We start from the raw sequence: 21399 nt of genomic DNA, 5'->3' as shown, positions 1-21399 counted from the left end.
CCTGACGCCGCCACGAGCGCCCCTGACGCCCTCTTGATGCCTCCACGAGGCAACCGCCGCGCCACTCCGGGCGCCGCCCGGTAGCTGTTGGCGGGGGTGGGGCGAGCCGTTGTCCCGGCGGTCGCCGGCTGGGAAGACGATCAGCTCTGTCGAAGGACTCCCACCCCCGGCACCCCACTCTGCTGCCTGAAACCCGTAATTGCAAGCAATGTGCAATAAGTTCGCCCGGAAGCCCGTCCGGGGTGCGACGAGGGGACGGCGGGGAGCGGCGGGGCACCCGGACGGCGCACGGGCGGCCCGGGGCAAACAGAACAGCCCCTGTCTGCGTTTCCGCAGATCAGGGGCTGTTCTCTATCCTGTGGCTGGTGCAGGGTTCGAACCTGCGTAGCTTACGCGGCAGATTTACAGTCTGCTCCCTTTGGCCGCTCGGGCAACCAGCCAGGATCTTCGTTTCCCGGGGCGTTCACCCCGTTCGACTTGGTAAACCATACCCGATCCCGGGGGGTGCTCCGCCACTCGATAGATCACGCGACGATCAAGAAGCCGGGGGCCGCCGCTACGGGCGGGGCCGGTGTGGCGCTGGATAGGCTGGGACCGCGGGCACCCGGTGTGGCGGGCCCGCGCCAGTGAAGCCAGAGCATCAAGGAGACCAACACCCATGGCCGACTCCAGTTTCGACATCGTCTCGAAGGTCGAGTGGCAGGAGGTCGACAACGCGATCAACCAGACCTCCCGCGAGATCGCGACGCGCTTCGACTTCAAGAACGTGGGCGCCGAGATCAGCCGCTCCGGCGAGAAGATCGAGATGAAGGCGAACGGCGAGGAGCGTGTGCGCGCCGTCCTCGACATCCTCCAGACCAAGTTCGTCAAGCGCGGCCTGTCGCTGAAGGCGCTGGACGCCAACGAGCCGCAGCTGTCCGGCAAGGAGTACAAGATCTTCGCCAACATCAAGGAGGGCATCACCACGGAGGACGCGAAGAAGGTCGCGAAGATCATCCGTGACGAGGGCCCGAAGGGTGTCAAGGCGCAGGTCCAGGGCGACGAGCTGCGCGTCAGCTCGAAGAGCCGCGACGACCTCCAGGCCGTGCAGGCCCTGCTCAAGGGCAAGGACCTGGACTTCGCGATCCAGTACGTGAACTACCGCTAGTACGGGGCCCCGGCCGGCGAGGACGCGGGCTCGGAGCGGCCACGGGACGCAACGGGGGCGCGGCACCGAAGAAGGTTTCGGTGCCGCGCCCCCGTTCCTTGCGCCCGTCCGGCCGCAGAGGCTCGGGGCGCCCGCACCCGGTTCAGCCGGCCGACTCCGCCCAGCCGTCGGTGCTGCGGCGCCTGGCCAGGCCGACCGACTCGAACTCGTCCGCCAGCCCCTCCTCGGTGCGCGCGCCGATGCCCCGCAGGGCGCGGGAGATCGGGGTGCCTTCGGCCGGCGCGGGCTCGAACTCGCCGATGGTGAGCGGACCGAGGACGACCTTGCCGTCCGTCCAGACGGCGGCGCGCTGGGTGCCGCTGCCGCCGAAGTACTCCGCCTCGACACAGGCGATCGGACCGGCCTTCGACCAGGCGGCCAGCCGGAGTTCGAAGCCGTCCGAGTGCCAGCCGAACCCGGCCCCGCCGCCGCCCCGCCTGCGCACGCTGCCGTCCCCCTGGAGCGCGGCGAGGACGGCGGGGGTGACCGGGATCAGCGCCAATCCCTGCCGCAACGGCACCACCCTGGCGGCCGGGACCTCCGCCGCGGCGACCGTCAGCAGCTCCGATGTTCCTATCAGCGCCTGGAGTTCGTAGGACATGCCGGACATGGTGTCCCACCGCGCCGACAGTCGGCCCGGAATTTATGATTCCGTGCCCGGTCGGAGACCGTAGAGCAGGGTGAAGACGGTCACGTCCAGCGCGTCCTCGGCCGTACTCGGCCCTTCCTCGTTCAGTTCGTCGAAGATTCCGGCCAGTTGGGAGCGCAGCCGGTCCAGCCGGTCCGGGCTGAGCCGCAGCGCGAAGTCCGCGAACAGCCCGGACGGCGGGCCCGAGCCGCCCGACGGCCAGCCGAAGTCCAGCCGGCCTTCGGCGATCCTGACGCGGAAGTCGGTCCGCACCCGGTCCATCGCGGCCAGCATGGCGTCGTACGCCCCTGAACGGGCCGGGGAGTCGGCGGTGAACATCTCCGGCGCCAGCCGGATCGCTCCCTGGGCGACCCGGTAGCGGCTCTCCACGATGCCGGAGACCAGCCGGGTGCCGGCCACCAGGACCAGCCCGGCCTTCTCCAGCTGCCTGATGTGCCGGTAGAGCTTGGTCTGCGGCTCGTCGAGCCGGGCGGCGAGCTCCTTGGCCGTCAGCGGGCGGTCCTCGGAGGACTGCAGGGCGCCGAGGATGGCCAGGCGCAGCGGGTCGGCCAGCGCCTTGAGCACGGCGACATCGGACACCTGGCGCTCCTTGACCCAGGTGACGGGCTGCTGTTCGCCGCTGTCGGCGGGTTCCGGTGCGTGCTCGGCCACGGGCCCACCCTTCCAGATCGCCCGCTCCGTCGGCAATCACGTCGCGGTGAGCGCTCACCGCTGAGCCATCGATCACCATTCCACTACCAATCAGCCTTGCGTGAGCAATCATGATTGCGTCACCATTCACTTCAACGTGAACGATGGCGAGAGCGCGAACGATGGAGGCCGGACATGACGGACCAGCCGACGGCGACGGCAGCGGCGCACCCCGAACCGGCCGACCCGCCTCCGCCCGTACCGCCTGCGCCCGAACCGCCGTCGCCCGCACCTCCTCCGCTCGTACCGCTGCGGCGCAACCTGCGGTTCCAGGCCCTCTGGGCCGGCCAGGCCTCCGCGACCCTCGGCATGGTGATCGGCGACACCGCCTTCCCCCTGCTGGTCCTCGCGCTCACCGGCTCCTCCACCGCCGCCGGGGCCTTCGGCGCCGTACAGATGGCCACCACCCTGCTGCTGGGCGTCCACGGCGGCGTGGTGGCCGACCGGGTGGACCGCCGCCGGGTGCTGATCGCCGCCGACGGTGCCCGGCTGCTCGCCCTCGCCAGCGTCCCGGCCGCCCTGGCGTTCGGCCCGCCGAACCTGGTCCACCTGCTGCTGGTCGCCGCCGTGATCGGCGCGACCGTCTCCTACAGCGGCCCGGTCCGGCTGCTCGCACTGCGCTCGGTGGTCCCGCCGGAGCAGTTGTCCCAGGCGCTGGCCCAGGACGAGGCCCGGATGAGCGGCGCCGCGCTGGCCGGACCGCCGCTGGCCGGGTTCCTGTTCGGGCTCGGCCGCGCGGTCCCCTTCCTCGGGGCAGCGCTCGCCTCACTGCTCGCGCTGGCCGCCGCCCTCGTGGTGCGCTTCCCCAGCCCGCACGAGTCCGGGACTGCCGGCCGGAGCGCCAGGGGCAACGCCCTGGCCGGCTTCCGCATCCTCGCCGCCTCCCCGCTGCTGCGGACCGCCCTGGCCGTCCTGCTGGTGATCAATCTGACCGGGGCCGCGCTGCTGCTGCCCGTCATGGTGCTGCTGCGCGAACACGGCACCGGCAGCGCCGGGATCGGCCTGGCCCTGGCCGGCGAGGCGGTCGGGGCGCTGGCCGGCACCGTCCTGGTCGCCCGGCTGCACCGACTGGCCGGCCCCGGCGTGCTGCTGCTGGCGGTGGCCTGGAGCGCCGTACCCGTCCCGCTGGCGCCGCTGCTGCCCGGCGGGGCGCCGACCGTCTTCGCCGCCCTGTTCGTGTTCGGGGCGGGCGTGCCGTCCCTGCGGGTGATGCTCGACCTGCTGGTCTTCCGCCAGGTGCCGGACGCGCTGCGCGGCCGGGTGATCGCGGCGACCATGACGCTGCTCACGGCCGGCATGCCCGCCGGGACCTTCGTCGCCGGCCTGCTGCTGGACCGCTCCTCCCCCGCCACCGTGCTGGTCGCGATCAGCGCCCTGCTCGCCGCCGCCCTGCTGGCCGCGACCGCGAGCCCCACGCTGCGCCGCGCCACGTGGCCCGCCGCCGCGCCGGCCGCCGGACAGGACTGACGCCCCGGGCCTGCCGCCGGTCACCCGCACGGCCCCCGCCGCATGCGGCGGACCCGGCAACCGGGTGAACTGGCCGGGTACGGCTCGCCCCCGGGGTCCTCCCGGGGGATCGGCCGCGACCCCGCGGCGCCGGACCGGGCGCCTGAACCCCCGCGCGGCTCACGCAGCCCCCACAACCCACGGCCGTGGGGCCGGCCGAGGCCGAGTGGCGCCGCGCCGGGAGGAGGACCGGATGAGTTCCACGGACACACCCCCGCCCGGTCGCGGCGGCACCGGCGACATCGGCGGCCCCGGCGGAACGGCCGCCACCCGACGACCGTCCTGGCCGGCGCTCGCCCTGCTGGCCGCCGCCGCGCTGGCCGCTCTGCGCCACGTCCGGGCCGTGGCCCACGGCCCGGTCCTCGCCCTGCCGCACCTCACCCTGCCCCCGAGGAACCCGTCCAAGGCCCAACCCGGGCCACCCCGGGCCGCCGGCAAGGGCCCGCCCCACCGCCCGGATCGCGCCGCACGCCCCCCTCGGGCTTCACCAACTCCACCGCCAAGTGATGGAGTTGACGCGACGGAGGCTCAGCAGAGCCCGTCCGGCCGCAGAGGAGGAACCACCGTGCCCCGCCCCTTCACCGTCGAGGACCACACCGCCCGGATGGCCCGCGCCACCGCCGAGGCCACCGCCGCCGGACTGTCCGGCCTGGTCGTCGCCCCCGGCCCCGACCTGGCCTACCTGTGCGGCTACACGCCCACCGCGATCACCGAGCGGCTGACCGCCCTCGTCCTCGCCGCCGGACGCGAACCCACGCTGGTCGTCCCCACGTTGGAGCGACCGGACGCCGAGAAGGCGGTCGGCGCCCCGGCCGTCCGGCTGCTCGACTGGTCCGACGGCGCGGACCCGTTCGCCACCGCGGGCCCGCTGCTCGACCCGGCCGGGCGGTACGGCGTCTCCGACAACACCTGGGCGCTGCACCTGCTCGGTTTCCAGGCCGCGCTGCCCGGCGTCTCCTTCACCTCGCTCACCGAGACGCTGCCGATGCTGCGCGCCGTCAAGGACACCGAGGAGCTGAACCGCCTGGCCTCGGCCGGCGGCGCGGCGGACGCCGCCTACCGGGGCATCCTGGAGGTCGACTTCGCCGGCCGCCGGGAGACCGACGTGGCCGCCGACCTCGGCGCGCTGCTCATCCAGTACGGGCACAGCCAGGTCGACTTCACCGTGGTCGGCTCCGGCCCGAACGGCGCCGACCCGCACCACGAGGCCGGTGACCGGGTCATCCGTACGGGTGACACCGTGGTGCTGGACTTCGGCGGTCTCAAGGACGGCTACGGCTCCGACACCACCCGGACGGTGCACGTCGGCCCGGACGTCCCGGACGAGGTGCGGAAGGTGCACGACCTGGTCCGGCTGGCCCAGCAGACCGCCTTCGAGGCGGTCCGCCCCGGGATCGGCTGCCAGGAGATCGACCGGATCGCCCGCCGCGTGATCACCGACGGCGGGTACGGCGAGTACTTCATCCACCGCACCGGGCACGGCATCGGCACCACCACGCACGAACCGCCGTACCTGGTCGAGGGCGAGGAACGGCCGCTGGTGCCCGGCATGTGCTTCTCGATCGAGCCCGGAATCTACCTGCCGGGCCGGTTCGGGGTGCGGATCGAGGACATCGTCACCGTCACCCCGGCCGGGGGCCGCCGCTTCAACAACACTCCGCACGAGCTGGGCATCGTGGCCTGACGGTGCCCCACCGGCGCCCGCCGGTGTCCGACGGCCGGTCGAACGGAGTGTCGAACCACCTGTCGACCCACCTGTCGACCCACCTGTCGAACCGTCCTTCGGATCGTCCGTCGAACCGGGTGTCGACCGGATCGAGCGTTCTTACGAACCGGTCATATTTCACCCAGAGTCCTCCAAGTTTGGGTTGGTAGGTTCGGTGCGCATGACCAAGACCCTCCCCCCGGCCCCGCACGACGTGCGGGCCGGGCAGCCGCGCCCGGTGCCTCCGCCCCGCCCACGCGTGACGGGCTGGTCGAGACTCCGCTGGCTGGCCTGGCCGCTCTACCTGACGTGCCTCCTCTGGTTCCTGCGCACCGAGGGCATCCCCTCCGCCAACGACGTGCTGTTCCTCTGGCTGATCGCCGCCCTGCTGACCGCCGCCGTGCACAGCGGGCACGGCCCCCGCGGCTTCTTCCTGGTCCTGCGCGACTGGGTCCCGGTGATGGCCGTGGTGTGGGCGTACTCGCTGCTGCGCGGCTACGGCGCGCACACCCCGTGGGCCCCGCACTGGCTGCCTCAGCTGCGCTTCGACGAGGTGCTCGGCTTCGGCGAGACCTGGACCGTCCGGCTCCAGCACGCCCTCTACACCCCCGGCTCGCCGCACTGGTACGACTACGCCGCGGTGGCCGTCTACCTCTCGCACTTCTTCGTCGTCTTCCTGCTGCTCGCGGTGCTCTGGCGGCGCGCGCACCACCGGTTCCGGCAGCTGCTGGCCGCCTACCTGACGCTCACCTTCGCGGGCTTCGCCACCTACCTCCTCTACCCGGCCGAGCCGCCGTGGCTGACCTCCCAGGCGGGCAACCTGCCGCACCTGTCCCGGGTGGTCTGGGAGGTGATCTCGTTGAGCGGGCTGCCGCAGGCCGACTCGCTGCTGGAGAACGGCAGCCAGTTCGCCAACGACGTCGCCGCGATGCCCTCGCTGCACTCCGCCTACCCGGCGATGCTGCTGTTCTTCTTCTGGCCCACCGCCAAGCGCTGGCTGCGGGCGGTGCTGGTCGCCTACCCGCTCGCGATGACCTTCACCCTGGTCTACGGCGCGGAGCACTTCATCATCGACGTCTTCGTCGGCTGGGCCTACGCGGCCGCGGTGGTGTACGGGCTGCGCCGGCTGCGCAACCGCCGTGCTGCCGTGGCCACTTCGGCTCCGGCCCCGGGTTCGGCCTCGGCTCTGGATCCGGCCTCCACACCGGCACCGGCCGCGGCCCCGGCGAAGGCTCCGGCGAAGGCTCCGGCGAAGGGCCCGGCAGACTTGGCCGGGTGAACCCGAGCGCACCGATGAAGCCCACCGCCGAGCAACTGCTGGCCGCCAAGGACACCACCATCCCGGACGTCTCCGGGCCCGGGCTGCGGGTGCTGTTCTGCGGCATCAACCCGGGCCTGTGGTCCGGCGCCACCGGCCACCACTTCGCCCGTCCCGGCAACCGCTTCTGGCCCGCCCTGCACCGATCCGGCTTCACCGGGCACCAGTACCGCCCGGACGAGCAGCGGGAGTTGCTCGCGCTCGGCCTGGGCATCACCAACGTCGCCCCGCGCACCACCGCCAAGGCGGACGAGCTGACCGCCGAGGAGCTGCGCGAGGGCGGCGCCGCACTGCGCGAACGGGTGCTGCGGCTGCGCCCGCGCGTCCTGGCCGTGCTCGGCATCGGCGCCTACCGGACGGCCTTCGGGCAGCGCCGGGCCGCGATCGGGCGCCAGCCGGAGGGCATCGGCGACACCGAGGTGTGGGTGCTGCCGAACCCCAGCGGACTCAACGCCCACTACACCCTGGACGGGCTGGCCGAGGAGTTCCGCAAACTCCGGGAGGCCGTCGAGGGCTCCACAGCCGCCGAAGGCTGAGCAGCCGCCGAAGGCTGAACGGCCGCCGGCGGCCCGCCCGGCAGCGGATCCTGCCCGCCGCGCTCACCCCGGCAGCAGGGCCAGGTCGAGCGCGGCGAGCCGGGCCGGGTCGGCGACCACCTCGTAGCCGGCCACCCGGCCGTCCGCCACCGTCACCCGCAGCACCAGCCGCAGCCGCCCGTCCGGGGCGATCAGGATGCCGGGCACCCCGTCCACCAGGGCCACCTCGCCGTAGCGGGCCCGGCGGCCGAAGACCGTGGTCTCCCGGGCGACGACCTCGGCGCCCCGGGCCACCAGCGCCCGGCCGGCGGGCAGCACGGCCGGATCGGCCCGGCGCACCACGTCCGGGGCCAGCACGGCCAGCAGGTCGGTCAGGTCCCCGCCCCGCGAGGCGGCCAGGAAGGCCTCCACCACCCGTCGGTGCCCGGCCAGCGGCTCCGGGGGCAGCGCGGCCGTCCCGCGCACCCGCTGCCTGGCCCGGCTGGCCAGCTTCTTGGCGGCCACCGGGGTCCGTCCGACGATCGGCGCGATCTGGTCGAAGGGCACCGCGAAGCCGTCGTGCAGCACGAAGGCGACCCGCTCGGCCGGGCCCAGCCGGTCCAGCACCACCAGCAGCGCCCGGCCCACCGACTCGACCAGCAGCGCCTCCCGCTCCGGCTCGGGGCCGCCGCCCGCCGTGTCCGGCAGCGCCTCGTCCGTCGGCTCCTCACGGCGCGCGGCGCGGGCCCGCAGCAGGTCCAGACAGATCCGGGAGACCACCGTGGTCAGCCAGCCGGGCAGGTTGTCGACCTCCGCGGGATCGGTGCGGGCCAGCCGCAGCCAGGCCTCCTGCACGGCGTCCTCGGCCTCGCCGGTCGAGCCGAGCATCCGCTGGGCGATCGCCCGCAGCCGGCCGCGCTCGGCCTCGAAGCGTTCCGCCGGCGCCCCGGCCCGCGCTCGCCCGGCCGTACCTGCCCCGGCCACCGCCCCCTCCCCCGTGCGTCCCGCAGCCGCCGCTCCCCCGCCCGCCGCTCCCGACATCGCGTTCCGGCCCATCGGTCACCTTTCCTCGACCCGGCTCGTCACCGCTATGACGATCCGTCCTCCTCCGAGGTGACCGGGAGACCACCATGACCTCCACCACGCTGCTCCACCTGGACTCCAGCATCAATCCGTCCGGTTCGGTCAGCAACGCCCTGACCGCCCGCTTCGCCGCCGCCTGGCGCGCCCGGCACGGCGCAGCCGCCCGGCACCGGTACCGCGACCTGGCCGCCGACCCGGTGCCGCGGGTGCGCGCCGCCTACGACACCCTCGGCCGCCGCACCGAGCGCAAGGGGGTGCTCCCGCTGGACGACATCGGCCGCCTCGCCGAGGGGCCGGACGAGGCCCACGAGTGGGCGCTCAGCCGCCCGCTGATCGAGGAGGTGCGGTCCGCCGACACCCTGCTGGTCGGCAGCCCGATGTACAACTACACCGTCTCCACCGGCCTCAAGTCGTGGATCGACCGGATCTCCTTCCCCGGCGTCTTCCTCGACCCGGAGACCGGCGAACCGCTGCTGCGCGACACCCGCGTGGTGGTCGTCGCGGCCCGCGGCGGCGGCTACGGCCCGGGCACGCCGCGCGCCCACTGCGACTTCCAGCTCCCCTACCTGCGGGCGTACTTCGACCGGATCGGGGTCGCGGCGGAGAACCTGCACGTGGTCACCGCCGAGCTCACCAGGGCCGCGGACATCCCGGCGCTGAACGCCCTCCAGCCGCTCGCCGTCGAGTCGCTGGCGGCGGCCGAGGCCGCCGTCGACGAGCTGGCCGCGACGCTCTGAGCCGTCCCGCGGGGCAGCGCCCTACAGCGGGGTGACGGCCTTGAGCACCACCAGCAGGGCCACGGCGGCGTTGAGCGCGCACAGCGCCGACGCCGCCGTACCGATCGCCGCGACCATCGCCGCCAGGCCCGCCGGGGTCGTGGCCGGCGGCCAGTTGCGGGAGGTCGGCACCGGGCCGAGCAGCGCGGCGACCCGGCGCGGCACCGGGCCGGCCGTCGCGGCCGGGGCGGCGAAGGCCGCGAAACCGGGGGCCGGGGCGGCGTGCGAGACCAGGGCCGCCCTGGCCACCGCCCGCGCGGTGATCCGGCGGTCCCCCACGGCCTGCGCCGAGTCCTCGTCCGCCCACCGCTCCGCGCTGTACGCCACCGCGTGCTGCAACGGCCGCAGGAACGGGTTGACGCAGGCGGCGAGCTGGGTGCTCAGCAGGTACCGGTGGTGCCGGTGGCGCAGGTGCGCCCGTTCGTGCGCGAGCAGCGCCTCGCGCTCGTCGGCGGCGAGGCCCGCCAGCATCCCGGTGGAGACCACCACCCGGCCGGGCGAGCCGGGCAGCGCGTAGGCGTACGGGCTGCGGTCCGGCAGCACCGCGAGGTCGCCGGACTCCCCGGGCCCCGCGGGCAGCCCGGTCAGCGCCCGGCGGGCCCTGGCCCGTACCCGCAGGTGCCGGACGACCGTCCGGGTGCAGGCGAAGCCCACCAGGGCCAGCAGCCACATCGCGGCCGTGCCGACGGTCTCGTGGTACGGCAGCGCGGCCCGCACCTCCGGGTCGGACCAGCTGTCCGGCAGCGGGTTGCCGGGGATCTGCGCGGTGCCCACCACCCCGATCAGCCCGAGGCAGAGCACGCTGCACACCGCCAGCACCGCGCTGATCACGGTCATCAGCCGGGTCGCGCCGCGCGGATGCAGGTGCTGCTCCGTCAGGCGCGCGATCGGGACCGCGGTGAGCGGCAGGACGAGCGGAAGGAAGACGAAGAGGCCCACGGGTCAGCTCTCACGGTCGGTCGCTGCCGGATCGGCGGACGCGGCGTCGAGCAGCGCCCGGAGCAGTTCCTCGTCGTGCGGCAGCAGCGCGCTGACGAAACTGGCCAGGACGGCGTCCCGGTCCGCCTCCCCGTCGAGCATCCGGCGCATCCGCAGCGCGGCCAGCCCGGCGGCGTCCGAGGAGGCCTGCCACAGGTAGGAACGGCCGGAGCGGGTCCGGGTCACGGCGTTCTTGGCGTGCAGCCGGGACAGGATGGTCATCACCGTGGTGTACGCCAGGTCGCCCTCCAGGCGTTCCTGGACCCACCCGGCGGCAACCGGGCCGGGCGCCCGCTGGAGCAGCGCCAGCACCTGCGCCTCCAGCTCGCCCTGGCCGCGTCGCCGGGCCGGCGCCTCCCCGGCCAACGGGGCGTGCCTCTCGTCTGCCATGACGGCCCACTCCCTCCGGATGCCGCGCCCGGACGGCCGGGCGCGGGTTCATCCTAACGAGCGCGGGGCGGCGCCGAACCGGTCCGCGCAGGGGTTCGCGGGCGTACGGCGCAGCCCCCGCCGTGCCTCCGGGCCGGGTCGGCCCCGCGGGCCGGCTCCCGGCCCGCCCGGTCAGACCCTGGCCCGCTGGGTCACCGCGATGCAGACCAGCACCACCACCGCGGTGACCGGCGCCGCCGCCGGCAGGTGCTCGCCGAGCAGCAGCACCGACCAGACCAGCGTCAGCAGCGGCTGCGCGAGCTGGAGCTGGCTCGCCCTCGGCACCCCGATCGCGGCCAGCCCCCGGTACCAGAGCACGAGCCCGCCGAGCTGCGAGACCGCCGCCGTGTACGCCAGCCCGGCCAGCGCCTTCGCCCCGATCCGCATCGGCTCGGCGCCCAGTCCGAGCACCGCGGTCAGCAGCGTCACGGGCAGCGCGGCCACCACCGCCCAGGCGATCACCTGGGCCCCCGGCAGGTCCTCGGAGAGCCGCCCGCCCTCGGCGTACCCGGCGGCGCAGACCAGCAGCGCCACGAACAGGTAGAGGTCGGCGACGGTCGGGCGGCCGTGGCTCTGCACCAGTGTGAAGGCGAGGACCGCCGCGGCCCCGGCGATCGACGCCGCCCAGAACGCCCCGGACGGCCGCCGGCCGGTGCGCAGCGCCGCGACCGCCGCCGTGGCCAGCGGCAGCATGCCGACGACCACCGCCGAGTGGGCCGTCGAGGAGGTGCGCAGGGCGAGCGTGGTCAGCAGCGGGAAGCCGAGGACGCAGCCGCCGGAGACCACCAGCAGTCCGGGCCAGTGCCGCCGCCGCGGCAGCGGGGCGCGGACCGCCGCCAGGTACAGCACGGCCAGCAGACCGGCGAGGGCGCCGCGCAGACCGGTCGCGGACCACGGGCCGAAGCCGGTCAGGGACCACGCGGTGGCGGGGAAGGTGAGCGAGAAGGAGGCCACTCCGAGGGCCGCGTGGACGGTGCCGGAAGCGGTGGCCTGCCGAGGTGCTACCGCCCGCTGGCGAGTAGCGCTATCTTGTGTCGTCATGAACGAGCGTAGCAGTGTGGCCGAACTCGCCGACATCCTGCGGCGGGATGTCGAGCGCTACCCGGAGGGGCGAAAGCTGCCCGCCAGCCGGGCGCTGACGGAGCGGCACCAGGTCAGCCCGGTGACGGTCTCCCGGGCCATCGCGGTGCTCGTGGCCGAGGGGCTGGTGGTCTCCAGGCCGGGCGCCGGGGTGTTCCGGGCGGCGGCCTTCGCCGCGGCCCCGGCCGGCTCCGCCGCGCCGGCCGGCCGTACCGGCGACCTCTCCTGGCAGGAGATCGCGCTCAGTGCCGACTCCGGCCCGCGCGACCTGCTCGCCGCCCCGGTGTTCGCCACCCTCCGGGTGCCCCCGCCCGACGTCATCGACCTCAACAGCGGCTACCCGCACGCCTCGCTGCTGCCCGAGCGGCTGCTCGCCGCCGCCCTCGCCAGGGCCGGCCGGCGCCCGGGTGCCTGGGACCGCCCGCCCACCGACGGCCTCACCGAGCTGCGCGGCTGGTTCGCCCGCGACATCGGGGGCCACGGCGGGCCGGTCGGCGCCGGGGACGTCCTGATCACCTCCGGCGGGCAGAACGGGCTGACCGTCGCCATGCGGGCGCTCGCCGCGCCCGGCTCGCCGGTGCTCGTCGAGTCGCCGACGTACGCGGGCATCCTGGCGGTCGTCCGGGCGGCCGGGCTGCGGCCCGTCCCGGTCCCGGTCGACGCCGACGGCGTGCGCACCGACCTGCTGGCGGACGCCTTCGCGGCCACCCGGGCCCGGGTCTTCCTCTGCCAGCCGCTGTTCCAGAACCCCACCGGCGCGGTGCTGTCGCCCGAACGGCGGGGCGAGGTGCTGCGGATCGCCCGGGCGGCCGGGGCCTTCGTGGTCGAGGACGACTTCGCCCGGCTGCTGGTCCACGCGGACGCCCCCGCCCTGCCGCGTCCGCTCGCCGCCGACGACCGGGACGGCGTCGTGGTGCACCTGCGCTCGCTGACCAAGGCCGCCTCCCCCAACCTGCGGGTCGGCGCCCTCACCGCGCGCGGCCCGGCCCTGGCCCGGCTGCGGGCCACCCAGGTGGTGGACAGCTTCTTCGTGCCCCGGCCGCTCCAGGAGGCCACCCTCGAACTGGTCGCCGACCCGGCCTGGGCCCGCCACCTGCGCGCCCTCGGCGCCGAACTGCGCGACCGCCGCACCGCCGCCGTCGCCGCCCTGCACCGCGAGCTGCCCGGCGTCCTCGGCCCGCACCGCCCCGGCGGCTACCACCTGTGGCTGCGCTTCCCCGACGGTGTCGACGACACCACCCTCGCCGCGGCCGCCCTGCGCGCGGGCGTCCAGGTCTCTCCCGGCCGCCCCTACCACCCCGCCGAGCCCCCGGCCCCCCACCTCCGGCTCAGCTACGCCGCCGCCGAGAGCCCCGCCCAGGTCGCCGAGGGCGTCCACCGCCTGCGGCTGGCGTACGAGGAGCCGACGGGCTGACGTCCCGGCGCGGGTGCCCGCGGCGCCCCGCTCCGGCCCGGCGGCCGCTACACCCGGCCGCTACGCCCAGCCGCCCGCCATCCGCTCCAGCCGGGCGATCCGCTCGGCCATCGGAGGGTGGGTGGAGAAGAGCCGGGCGCCGGTCTCGCCGGGGCGGAACGGGCTGGCGATCATCATGTGGCTGGCGGTCTGGAGCTGCGGCTCGGGCGGCAGCGGCAGCCGGCGGGTGCCGGCGTCGAGCTTGCGCAGGGCGCTCGCGAGGGCGAGCGGGTCGCCGGTGATCCGGGCGCCGTCGGCGTCGGCCTGGTACTCCCGGGAGCGGCTGACCGCCAGCTGGATCAGCCCGGCCGCGAGCGGGCCGAGGATCATGATGGCGAGCATCCCGAACAGCCCCGGGCCGTCGTCGTCGTCGTGGCGCCCGAACGGGATCAGCCAGGCGAAGTTCACCAGGAACATCACCACCGAGGCGAGCGCCCCGGCCACCGAGGAGATCAGGATGTCCCGGTTGTAGACGTGGCTCAGCTCGTGCCCGAGCACGCCCCGCAGCTCGCGTTCGTCCAGGATCCGCAGGATGCCCTCGGTGCAGCAGACCGCCGCGTTGCGCGGGTTGCGGCCGGTGGCGAAGGCGTTCGGGGCGGGGGTCGGCGAGATGTAGAGGCGGGGCATCGGCTGGCGGGCGGAGGTGGAGAGCTCCCGGACGATCCGGTACAGCCCGGGCGCCTCGAACTCGCTGACCGGCCGGGCCCGCATGGCCCGCAGCGCGATCCTGTCGCTGTTCCAGTAGGCGTAGGCGTTGGTCCCGAGGGCGACCAGCAGGGCGATCACGAAGCCGGTCCGACCGAAGAGGCCGCCGATCACCAGGATCAGCGCCGAGAGGCCTCCGAGCAGCACTGCGGTCCTCAGTCCGTTGTGCCGGCTGTGCACGTCAGGCCCTCCAATGGTGCGGTGGGGAAGCCCTTTCTGCCTCGTCCCTCTTGCCCGGTCAACGGGTGGGGCCAACGGCCTTGTTCCCTTGTGACCGACGCGACACCGACGCGACACCGTCGCGGCGGCGCCGGACCGCACCCCCGGCACCGCCCGGCACCCGCTCAGAACAGCGAGCCGCCCGCGACCTGGAGGACCAGCTGCGGTGCCACCGAGAGGACCACCGCGGCGGAGGCGGTGAGCCCCAGCGTGGCGGTGAGGCTCACCGGCAGCCGGTGTCCGGCGGCGCTCTCCGGGAGGGCTTCGTCACCCGTGGCCGGGGCGAACAGCCGGGCCGTCCACAGCAGGTAGTAGAAGAGGGCGACGACCACGTTGACGGCCATCACCACGGCGAGCCAGCCCAGCCCGGCGTCGACCGCGGCGCGGAACACCACGACCTTGCCGAACAGGCCGATCACACCCGGGGGCAGGCCGGCCAGGCAGAGCAGGAAGAAGGCGAGCGCCAGCGCCGTCCAGCGGTTGCGGGCGAACAGGCCGCGGAAGTCGTCCACGCTGGTCCCGGCCCGGCGGCCGACGGCGGCGACCACCCCGAAGGCACCGAGGTTCACCACGCCGTAGATCAGCGCGTAAGCGGCGGTGGCGCCGAGCGGATCCACCCCCCCGGGGGCGTAGCCGGCCGCGGCGAGCGGCACCAGCAGGTACCCGGCCTGGCCGACCGAGGACCAGGCGAGCAGCCGCACCGCGCTGTACCGGGTGTCGAAGCGCTGCCGCAGCGCGCCGACGTTGCCGGCGGTCATGGTGACGGCCGCCAGGACGGCGAGCACCAGGCCCCAGGTGTGGGCGTACGGGCGGAAGGCGATGGTGGTGGCGAGCGCGAGGCCGGACAGGCCGGCCGCCTTGCCGACCACCGAGAGGTAGCCGGCCACCGGCAGCGGGGCGCCGGTGTAGGTGTCGGGCACCCAGAAGTGGAACGGGACGGCGGCGACCTTGAAGGCGAAGCCGACCAGGGTCAGCACCGCTCCCGCCTCGGCCAGTGGCCTGAGCTGCCCGGGGGCGTGCTCCAGGCCCTGGGCGACGGCCGCGAGGTGCAGGCTGCCGCTCGCCGCGTAGACGAAGCCGACGCCGAGCAGCATCACGGCGGTCGCGGTGACCGAGGAGACGAAGAACTTGAACGCGGCCTCCGCGCCCCGGCCGTCCCGGCGCAGCGCGACCAGGGCGAACGCGGGCAGCGAGGCGACCTCCAGGGCGATCACCATGGTGGCGAGGTCACGGGAGGCGGGCAGCAGCGCGGCGCCGGTGGCGCTGGAGAGCAGCAGGAACCAGTACTCGCCGCGCGGCAGCCGCTCGCTCTCCACGGTGTGCATCGACAGCAGCGCCGCGATCAGCGCGCCGCCGAGGGCGAGCAGCTGGAACACCAGGGCGAAGTGGTCGGCGACGTACGAGCAGCCGCCCACGGCGGAGCCGGTGACCCCTGGAGTGTCGGACCCCCCTGCTACGTTCTGCACGCAGAAGGTGGCCCGGGGTGACGATCCGGTGAGGGGAAGGAGCGCGATGAGGGCGAGGGCGAGTCCGGCCGCGGTGAGGCGGCCGAGCCACTTCTTGTGCCGCTCGGGCAGGAACAGGTCCGTGAGCAGCACCGCGAGGGCGGCCACGGCGGCGATCAGCGGGGGCGCGATCGCCACCCAGTCCACGGACTGGATCAGGCTGCCCGGGTTGGCTACGGCGAGGGAGGTCACAGTGTGCTGCCCCGTGGAGTGAGGTCCGAGTGCGGCGGTCTGGGCTGCGAGCACGGTCAGCCACCCCCGAGGAGGTGCTTGACGGCGGGGTCGGAGAGGCCGAGCAGCAGCGCGGGCCAGAGGCCGGCGAGCAGGGTGAGCGCGGCCAGCGGCGTCCAGCTGACGGCCTCGTACGGGCGCAGGTCGGCGAGTTCGGCCACCGGCGCGGGCTGCCCGGGGTCGCCCATGCAGACGCGCTTGACCACGATCAGCAGGTACGCGGCGGTGAGGAGGGTGCCGAGACCGGCCAGGACCATGTAGGTGACGAACGCGGGGCGCGACAGGCCGTCGGCCGGGTCGAACGCGCCGAACATGGCGAGCAGTTCGCCCCAGAAGCCGGCCAGGCCGGGCAGGCCGAGGCTGGCGACGGCGGCGAAGGCGAGCAGCACGCCCAGCCGCGGGGCCCGGCCGTACAGCGCGCCGCCGGTGGCGCCGGACAGGGTGTCGAGGTCGGCCGTGCCGTAGCGGTCCTTGAGCGCGCCGACCACGAAGAACAGCAGACCGGTGATCAGACCGTGGGCGATGTTGGCGAACAGCGCGCCGTTGACGCCCACCGGAGTGAGGGAGGCGATGCCGAGCAGCACGAAGCCCATGTGGCCGACGGAGGAGTACGCGATCAGGCGCTTGAGGTCGCCCTTGGCGCCTGGGCGGGCCAGCGCCAGGCAGGCCAGTGAGCCGTAGACGATGCCGACGGCCGCGAAGGCGCCCAGGTACGGGGCCAGCGTGGTGGCGCCGTCCGGCACGACCGGGAGGAGGACGCGGACCAGGCCGTAGGTGCCCATCTTCAGCAGCACGCCGGCGAGCAGCACCGAGCCCACCGTCGGGGCGGCGGTGTGCGCGTCGGGCAGCCAGCTGTGCAGCGGCCAGGCCGGGGCCTTGACCGCGAGCCCGACCAGGATCGCCAGCGCGGCAATCACCTGGGTGGTGTGGCTCAGTCCGCCGCCGTGCGCGGCGGCCAGGGCCTGCATGTCGAAGGTGCCGGCCTTGCTGCCGATCAGCAGGAAGCCGAGCAGCATCACCGCCGAGCCGAGCAGCGTGTAGAGGATGAACCGGTTGGCGGCCGGGACCTTGGCGCCGCTCCCCCAGCGGGCGATCAGGAAGTACATCGGGATCAGCACGATCTCGAAGGCCAGGAAGAAGAGCAGGAGGTCCAGCACCGCGAAGGTGGCGAGCATGCCGACTTCGAGCAGGAGGAACAGCCCGACGAAGGCCTGTGCCGAGGGGCCCCGCCCGTCGGGGGCTCCGCTCCGGGTCTCCCCGTTCGGCAGCCGCTTCTCGGAGTACAGCGCGCAGAGGAAGGTGAGCAGTCCGGTCAGCACGATCAGCGGCAGCGAGACGCCGTCCACCCCGAGGTGGAGGCGCACGTGCAGGGCCGGGATCCAGGACACGTCGGTGGTGGCCTGCATCCGGGCGGGCTCGTCGTGGTCGAAGCCGGCCGCGAGGGCGACGGTGAGCAGGAACACCACGCCGGTGACGACGGTGTTCAGCCGCAGTGCCCGCCGGTCGGCCAGGGCCCGGTCCGGCCCGAACACCGGTACCAGGGTCAGTGCGGCGCCGAACAGCGGCAGCACCAGGAGGGCGATGAGGACTGCGTTCATCGGGGGCTCCCAGCAGCGGTCGAGGGGACGGAGGTGGAGGACAGCGGCACCGGTTACACCGCCACCAGGACGGCGAGCAGGACGACCGCGGCCAGCAGTGCGCTGAGGTACGTCTGCGCGTTCCCGGTCTGCGCGAGCCGGACGGCCCGGCCGAGCAGGTTGGCGCCCACCCCGCTGCCGCGCACGTAGGCCTCGACGACCTCGCGGTCGAGGAAGCGGACCAGCTTGGCGGCGGCGCCCACCGGACGGACGAACAGCGCGTGGTACAGCCGGTCGACGCCGAAGCCGTGCCGGGCCGGGCCGAACAGCGGCCCGAGCAGGGTGCGCCCGGGGTCGGCGACGATCACCTCGGCGGCCGGGGCTCCGCCCTGCCCCGGCACCCTCCCCCAGCCTCCGGCCGGGGCCGGACTGCCGGTGTCCAGCCGGGCGGTCGCCGAGCGCCAGGCGCCGTACGCGGCGAGCACGCCGACCACGGCGAGCCCGGTCCCGGTGACGGCGGTGACCCCGGAGGGCCGCAGCGGGCCGCCGTCCAGCAGCGCGGGCAGCCAGTCCGAGCGCAGGCCGGCGATGCCGAAGCCCATGGTCGGCACGGCCAGCACCCACAGCGGCCAGCGCATCGCGGGCGGCTCGGCGGCGGCCGGGTCGGCCTCGTCGGGCTCGGGCGAGTACGGCGCCCCGGCCTCGTGGTCGGCCGCGACGGTGCCCCGGTCGGCGGCGGGCAGCACCTGCGGTGCGGCCGCGGCGGCACCGGCCGGGCTGTGGAACGCGAGCAGGAAGAGCCGGGTCGCGTACGCCGCGGTGAGCAGCGCGGTGAGCCCGGCGGAGATCAGCACGATCCATCCGGCGGCCTGCGGCACCGCCGAGGCCGGGCCGAGCCCGTTGGTCAGCGCCTCGCCGTTGGCGGCGTGCTCGGCGGCGGTGAGCACCGCCTCCTTGCTGAAGAAGCCGGAGAACGGCGGCAGCCCGACCAGGGCGACCAGCGCGATGCCCGTCGTCCAGTAGGCGTCGGGGACGCGCTTGCGCAGCCCCGGGATGCGGGACATCGCGGAGAGCGAGTTGGTGTGCGCGGCGTGGATCACCACGCCGGCGGCCAGGAACAGCAGCGCCTTGAACGCGCCGTGGCTGACCAGGTGGAAGACGGAGGCCTCGCGGTCCCCGCTGGCCAGCGCACCGGCCATGTAGCCGAGCTGGCCGACGGTGGAGTAGGCGAGCACCCGCTTGAGGTCGTCCTGGGCGAGCGCGCAGAGCGCCGAGCCGATCATCGTCACGGCGGCCATCACCGCGAGCACCACCAGCGCCGCGCCCGACAGCAGGAACACCGGCAGCAGCCGGGCGACCAGGTAGATGCCGGCCGCGACCATGGTGGCGGCGTGGATCAGCGCGGAGACCGGTGTCGGACCAGCCATCGCGTCCGGGAGCCAGGTGTGCAGCGGGAACTGCGCGCTCTTGCCGGCCACACCGGCGAGCAGCAGCAGCGCGATCAGCGTCGGGTGCCCGAGCCGGCCCTCGGTCGCGGCCGCCAGCACGTCCTGGACGCGGAAGCTGCCGGCGTCGGCGGCGAGCAGGAAGATCCCGAACAGGAACGGCACGTCACCGAGCTTGGTGACCAGGAAAGCCTTCAGCGAGGCCGAGCGGGCGTCCGCGGTCTCCCAGTGGTGGCCGATCAGGAAGTACGAGCAGAGGCCCATGACCTCCCAGCCGACCAGCAGCACGATCAGGTCGCCCGAGTAGACCACCAGGAACATCGCCGCGGTGAACAGCGAGACCAGCGCCGCGTAGGACGGGTAGCGCGGGTCCTCCTTGAGGTACGCCGTCGAGTAGACCTGGACGCAGGTGGCGACCAGGCCGACCAGCACCGAGATCAGCGAGCTGAAGCCGTCCAGGTGGAGGGCGAGGGTGATGTCCGGGCCGCCGGTGGGGGTGAGCCGGGTGCCGGCGTCCAGGGTCTGGCCGGTGCCGAGCTGGAGGGCGACCACCAGGGCGAGCACCGCCGCGGCGGCGACCGGGACGATCGCCAGCGGCCTGGCCAGCCCGGGAGCCTTCCTGCCGACGGCCAGGGTCGCGGCGGCGCCGAGCGCGGGCAGCGCGGGGACGAGTACGGGCAGGGCGAGGTTCATGCGGTGGCCTGGCCCTTCAGTGCCTCGGCTCCGGCCGGCACCCGGGCTCCGGCCGGCGCCTCGGCGTCGACCGGCGTCTCCTCGACGGCGAGCGCCTCGGCCGGGTCGCCGAGCGCGGTGGCCCGGTCGATGTCCGCGGTGCCCCGGGCCCGGAACAGCAGCAGGACGATGGCGAGCCCCAGCCCGATCTCGGCGGCGGCGACGGTGATGGTGAACAGGGTGAGCGCCTGCCCGGCGTGCAGCGAGTCGCGCAGCCAGGCGTCGAAGGCGACCAGGTTGAGGTTGACGGCGTTGAGCATCAGCTCGACGGACATCAGCACCAGGACGGCGTTGCGCCGGGCGAGCACGCCGTACACGCCGACGCTGAACAGCAGCGCGGCGAGGACGGCGGGGTAGGCGAGGTGCATCAGCTCTCCTCCGACGCGGAAGCAGCGGGGGTGGTCGGCGCGGCCTGCTCGGGCGCGGTCGCGGCGACCGTCCCGTTCGACCCGACCGGCCGCCCGGCGCGCAGCCTGCCCGCCCGGGGTGCCGGCACCCGCCGCCCGGACCCGCGCGACAGCACGATCGCGCCGACCAGCGCCGCCAGCAGCAGCACGGACAGCGCCTCGAAGGGCAGCACCCAGTGCCGGAACAGGCCGGCCCCGGTGGCGGCGGCCGAGCCGCCGCCCTGGCCGAGGTCGATCCAGGAGGTCCTGAAGGCGTCGGCCACCAGCGTGACCAGCGTCCCGGCAGCGGCCACCGCCACGGCCAGGGCTGCCCAGCGGTTCCTGGAGTCGGCGTCCGGCGAGCGTCCGATCGGCGCCTTGGTGAGCATCAGCCCGAACAGCACCAGGACGACCACCGAGCCGAGGTAGATCAGCACCTGTACCCAGGCGATGAACTCGGCGGTGAGCAGCAGGAACTCCACCGCCAGCCCGCCGAGCGCGACCACCAGCCAGAGCGCGGCGTGCACCAGCTGCTTCGTGGTCACGGAGACCACGGCCGATCCGAGCACGGCGATGCCGACCAGCAGGAAGACGATCTCCTGGCCGGTCGGGGACAGGAACGAACGGGCGGCCGGTTCCAGGGACCCGGTCGCCGCGAGAAGCGTGGCAGCGGCACTCATGCGTCGTCACCCTTCTCGTCCGTCACGGCGGCGGCCGCGGCCAGCTTGTCCGCGGTCTTGCGCGCGGTCGCGATCTCCTTGGGCTCCTCGGCCGCCGGGTCCAGCGCCGGCGGCGCCGGGACGGTCCACATCCACTCGCGGAGCTTCTCCCGCTCGTGGGTCAGCTCGTGGATGTCGGTCTCCGCGTACTCGAACTCCGGCGACCAGAACAGCGCGTCGAAGGGACAGACCTCGATGCAGATCCCGCAGTACATGCAGAGCGAGAAGTCGATGGCGAACCGGTCCAGCACGTTGCGGGTGCGGGCCCTGGCGTTCGGCTCGGCGGCCGGCAGCGTCTCCTTGTGGGAGTCGATGTAGATGCACCAGTCCGGGCACTCGCGCGCGCAGAGCATGCACACCGTGCAGTTCTCCTCCAGCAGCGCGATGACGCCGCGCGAACGCGGCGGCAGCACCGGCTGCACGTCGGGGTACTGCGCGGTGACGGTCTTCTTCGTCATCGTCCGCAGCGTCACGGCCAGCCCCTTGGCGAGACCGACACCGGGAAAACTCAT

The 21399-nt window shown here is 74.5% G+C and carries 20 protein-coding genes and 1 tRNA gene; 7 read left to right on the top strand and 14 right to left on the bottom strand.

Going from position 1 to position 21399, the window contains the following annotated elements:
* Nucleotides 1-359 precede the first annotated feature (359 nt).
* Nucleotides 360-440 (bottom strand) — tRNA-Tyr (locus tag ACZ7C5_RS10690).
* Nucleotides 441-658: 218 nt separating this feature from the next.
* On the opposite strand from ACZ7C5_RS10690, the gene ACZ7C5_RS10685 reads away from it, so the two are divergent.
* Complete coding sequence (locus ACZ7C5_RS10685) at nt 659-1147, top strand: YajQ family cyclic di-GMP-binding protein (RefSeq protein ID WP_188295359.1); 489 nt, start codon at nt 659-661, stop codon at nt 1145-1147.
* Between the two features lie 142 nt (nt 1148-1289).
* Here the strand turns inward: ACZ7C5_RS10685 and ACZ7C5_RS10680 are convergent, their stop codons facing one another.
* Together ACZ7C5_RS10680 and ACZ7C5_RS10675 are read right to left on the bottom strand one after the other, a co-directional pair.
* A complete protein-coding gene (locus ACZ7C5_RS10680) occupies nt 1290-1787 on the bottom strand; it encodes a hypothetical protein (RefSeq protein WP_401080001.1) in 498 nt (165 codons plus the stop codon).
* 42 nt (nt 1788-1829) lie between these two features.
* Complete coding sequence (locus ACZ7C5_RS10675; protein ID WP_470322426.1) at nt 1830-2486, bottom strand: ArsR/SmtB family transcription factor; 657 nt, start codon at nt 2484-2486, stop codon at nt 1830-1832.
* Nucleotides 2487-2660: 174 nt separating this feature from the next.
* Between ACZ7C5_RS10675 and ACZ7C5_RS10670 the strand changes: the two genes are divergently transcribed.
* The 4 genes from ACZ7C5_RS10670 to mug all read left to right on the top strand — a co-directional run bounded on the left by ACZ7C5_RS10670 (nt 2661) and on the right by mug (nt 7590).
* Nucleotides 2661-3992 carry an MFS transporter gene (locus ACZ7C5_RS10670; RefSeq protein ID WP_470322425.1) on the top strand — a complete coding sequence of 444 codons (1332 nt, stop codon included), beginning with the start codon at nt 2661-2663 and terminating at the stop codon, nt 3990-3992.
* A gap of 643 nt (nt 3993-4635) precedes the next feature.
* Nucleotides 4636-5715: an aminopeptidase P family protein gene (locus ACZ7C5_RS10665; protein WP_470322469.1), complete on the top strand. Its 1080-nt coding sequence runs from the start codon at nt 4636-4638 to the stop codon at nt 5713-5715.
* Nucleotides 5716-5917: 202 nt separating this feature from the next.
* Nucleotides 5918-7015 (top strand): phosphatase PAP2 family protein, encoded by a 1098-nt coding sequence (locus ACZ7C5_RS10660; RefSeq protein ID WP_401080007.1) that lies wholly within the window; start codon nt 5918-5920, stop codon nt 7013-7015.
* A 14-nt stretch (nt 7016-7029) separates the two neighbouring features.
* Nucleotides 7030-7590: a G/U mismatch-specific DNA glycosylase gene (mug, locus tag ACZ7C5_RS10655; protein ID WP_401081303.1), complete on the top strand. Its 561-nt coding sequence runs from the start codon at nt 7030-7032 to the stop codon at nt 7588-7590.
* Between the two features lie 63 nt (nt 7591-7653).
* On the opposite strand, the gene ACZ7C5_RS10650 is transcribed toward mug, so the two are convergent.
* Nucleotides 7654-8553, bottom strand: a complete 900-nt coding sequence (locus ACZ7C5_RS10650) for a sigma-70 family RNA polymerase sigma factor (protein WP_401080009.1) — start codon at nt 8551-8553, stop codon at nt 7654-7656.
* A 146-nt stretch (nt 8554-8699) separates the two neighbouring features.
* Between ACZ7C5_RS10650 and ACZ7C5_RS10645 the strand changes: the two genes are divergently transcribed.
* Nucleotides 8700-9389: an FMN-dependent NADH-azoreductase gene (locus ACZ7C5_RS10645; protein ID WP_401080012.1), complete on the top strand. Its 690-nt coding sequence runs from the start codon at nt 8700-8702 to the stop codon at nt 9387-9389.
* A gap of 21 nt (nt 9390-9410) precedes the next feature.
* On the opposite strand, the gene ACZ7C5_RS10640 is transcribed toward ACZ7C5_RS10645, so the two are convergent.
* The 3 genes from ACZ7C5_RS10640 to ACZ7C5_RS10630 all read right to left on the bottom strand — a co-directional run bounded on the left by ACZ7C5_RS10640 (nt 9411) and on the right by ACZ7C5_RS10630 (nt 11789).
* Nucleotides 9411-10367: a M48 family metalloprotease gene (locus ACZ7C5_RS10640; protein ID WP_401080014.1), complete on the bottom strand. Its 957-nt coding sequence runs from the start codon at nt 10365-10367 to the stop codon at nt 9411-9413.
* 3 nt (nt 10368-10370) lie between these two features.
* Entirely contained in the window at nt 10371-10796 is a 426-nt protein-coding gene (locus ACZ7C5_RS10635; protein ID WP_401080016.1) for a BlaI/MecI/CopY family transcriptional regulator, read from the bottom strand.
* A 171-nt stretch (nt 10797-10967) separates the two neighbouring features.
* Complete coding sequence (locus ACZ7C5_RS10630; RefSeq protein ID WP_470322424.1) at nt 10968-11789, bottom strand: DMT family transporter; 822 nt, start codon at nt 11787-11789, stop codon at nt 10968-10970.
* Between the two features lie 85 nt (nt 11790-11874).
* Between ACZ7C5_RS10630 and ACZ7C5_RS10625 the strand changes: the two genes are divergently transcribed.
* Entirely contained in the window at nt 11875-13329 is a 1455-nt protein-coding gene (locus tag ACZ7C5_RS10625) for an aminotransferase-like domain-containing protein (protein ID WP_401080020.1), read from the top strand.
* Nucleotides 13330-13389: 60 nt separating this feature from the next.
* On the opposite strand, the gene htpX is transcribed toward ACZ7C5_RS10625, so the two are convergent.
* The 7 genes from htpX to ACZ7C5_RS10590 all read right to left on the bottom strand — a co-directional run bounded on the left by htpX (nt 13390) and on the right by ACZ7C5_RS10590 (nt 21399).
* Nucleotides 13390-14253, bottom strand: coding sequence for a zinc metalloprotease HtpX (gene htpX / locus ACZ7C5_RS10620; protein ID WP_401080022.1), 864 nt, complete (start codon nt 14251-14253; stop codon nt 13390-13392).
* A 164-nt stretch (nt 14254-14417) separates the two neighbouring features.
* Nucleotides 14418-15989, bottom strand: coding sequence for an NADH-quinone oxidoreductase subunit N (locus ACZ7C5_RS10615; RefSeq protein ID WP_401080024.1), 1572 nt, complete (start codon nt 15987-15989; stop codon nt 14418-14420).
* 56 nt (nt 15990-16045) lie between these two features.
* Entirely contained in the window at nt 16046-17626 is a 1581-nt protein-coding gene (locus ACZ7C5_RS10610) for a complex I subunit 4 family protein (RefSeq protein WP_401080026.1), read from the bottom strand.
* A 53-nt stretch (nt 17627-17679) separates the two neighbouring features.
* Entirely contained in the window at nt 17680-19743 is a 2064-nt protein-coding gene (locus ACZ7C5_RS10605) for an NADH-quinone oxidoreductase subunit 5 family protein (RefSeq protein ID WP_401080028.1), read from the bottom strand.
* Nucleotides 19740-20150, bottom strand: a complete 411-nt coding sequence (gene nuoK, locus ACZ7C5_RS10600; RefSeq protein WP_401080030.1) for an NADH-quinone oxidoreductase subunit NuoK — start codon at nt 20148-20150, stop codon at nt 19740-19742. The genes ACZ7C5_RS10605 and nuoK overlap by 4 nt, the downstream gene beginning before the upstream one ends.
* Nucleotides 20150-20848: an NADH-quinone oxidoreductase subunit J family protein gene (locus ACZ7C5_RS10595; RefSeq protein ID WP_401080032.1), complete on the bottom strand. Its 699-nt coding sequence runs from the start codon at nt 20846-20848 to the stop codon at nt 20150-20152. Before ACZ7C5_RS10595 ends, nuoK begins: the two co-directional genes overlap by 1 nt.
* The gene (locus tag ACZ7C5_RS10590) at nt 20845-21399 is read right to left on the bottom strand and encodes a NuoI/complex I 23 kDa subunit family protein (protein WP_401080034.1); all 555 of its coding nucleotides are present in this window, start codon (nt 21397-21399) and stop codon (nt 20845-20847) included. The genes ACZ7C5_RS10595 and ACZ7C5_RS10590 overlap by 4 nt, the downstream gene beginning before the upstream one ends.

The organism is Kitasatospora sp. NPDC036993 (assembly GCF_055607525.1).
The sequence above is the reverse complement of the archived record's forward strand: the minus strand, read 5'-3'. Positions and strand labels throughout refer to the sequence as shown.

Coding starts and splice junctions, on each gene's coding strand:
- ACZ7C5_RS10590 (WP_401080034.1), bottom strand. CDS start 21,399: ATGAGTTTTCCCGGTGTCGGTCTCGCCAAGGGGCTGGCCGTGACGCTG.
- ACZ7C5_RS10635 (WP_401080016.1), bottom strand. CDS start 10,796: ATGGCAGACGAGAGGCACGCCCCGTTGGCCGGGGAGGCGCCGGCCCGG.
- mug (WP_401081303.1), top strand. CDS start 7,030: ATGAAGCCCACCGCCGAGCAACTGCTGGCCGCCAAGGACACCACCATC.
- ACZ7C5_RS10680 (WP_401080001.1), bottom strand. CDS start 1,787: ATGTCCTACGAACTCCAGGCGCTGATAGGAACATCGGAGCTGCTGACG.
- ACZ7C5_RS10645 (WP_401080012.1), top strand. CDS start 8,700: ATGACCTCCACCACGCTGCTCCACCTGGACTCCAGCATCAATCCGTCC.
- ACZ7C5_RS10685 (WP_188295359.1), top strand. CDS start 659: ATGGCCGACTCCAGTTTCGACATCGTCTCGAAGGTCGAGTGGCAGGAG.
- ACZ7C5_RS10610 (WP_401080026.1), bottom strand. CDS start 17,626: ATGAACGCAGTCCTCATCGCCCTCCTGGTGCTGCCGCTGTTCGGCGCC.
- ACZ7C5_RS10670 (WP_470322425.1), top strand. CDS start 2,661: ATGACGGACCAGCCGACGGCGACGGCAGCGGCGCACCCCGAACCGGCC.
- ACZ7C5_RS10660 (WP_401080007.1), top strand. CDS start 5,918: ATGACCAAGACCCTCCCCCCGGCCCCGCACGACGTGCGGGCCGGGCAG.
- ACZ7C5_RS10625 (WP_401080020.1), top strand. CDS start 11,875: ATGAACGAGCGTAGCAGTGTGGCCGAACTCGCCGACATCCTGCGGCGG.
- ACZ7C5_RS10605 (WP_401080028.1), bottom strand. CDS start 19,743: ATGAACCTCGCCCTGCCCGTACTCGTCCCCGCGCTGCCCGCGCTCGGC.
- ACZ7C5_RS10595 (WP_401080032.1), bottom strand. CDS start 20,848: ATGAGTGCCGCTGCCACGCTTCTCGCGGCGACCGGGTCCCTGGAACCG.
- ACZ7C5_RS10665 (WP_470322469.1), top strand. CDS start 4,636: ATGGCCCGCGCCACCGCCGAGGCCACCGCCGCCGGACTGTCCGGCCTG.
- nuoK (WP_401080030.1), bottom strand. CDS start 20,150: ATGCACCTCGCCTACCCCGCCGTCCTCGCCGCGCTGCTGTTCAGCGTC.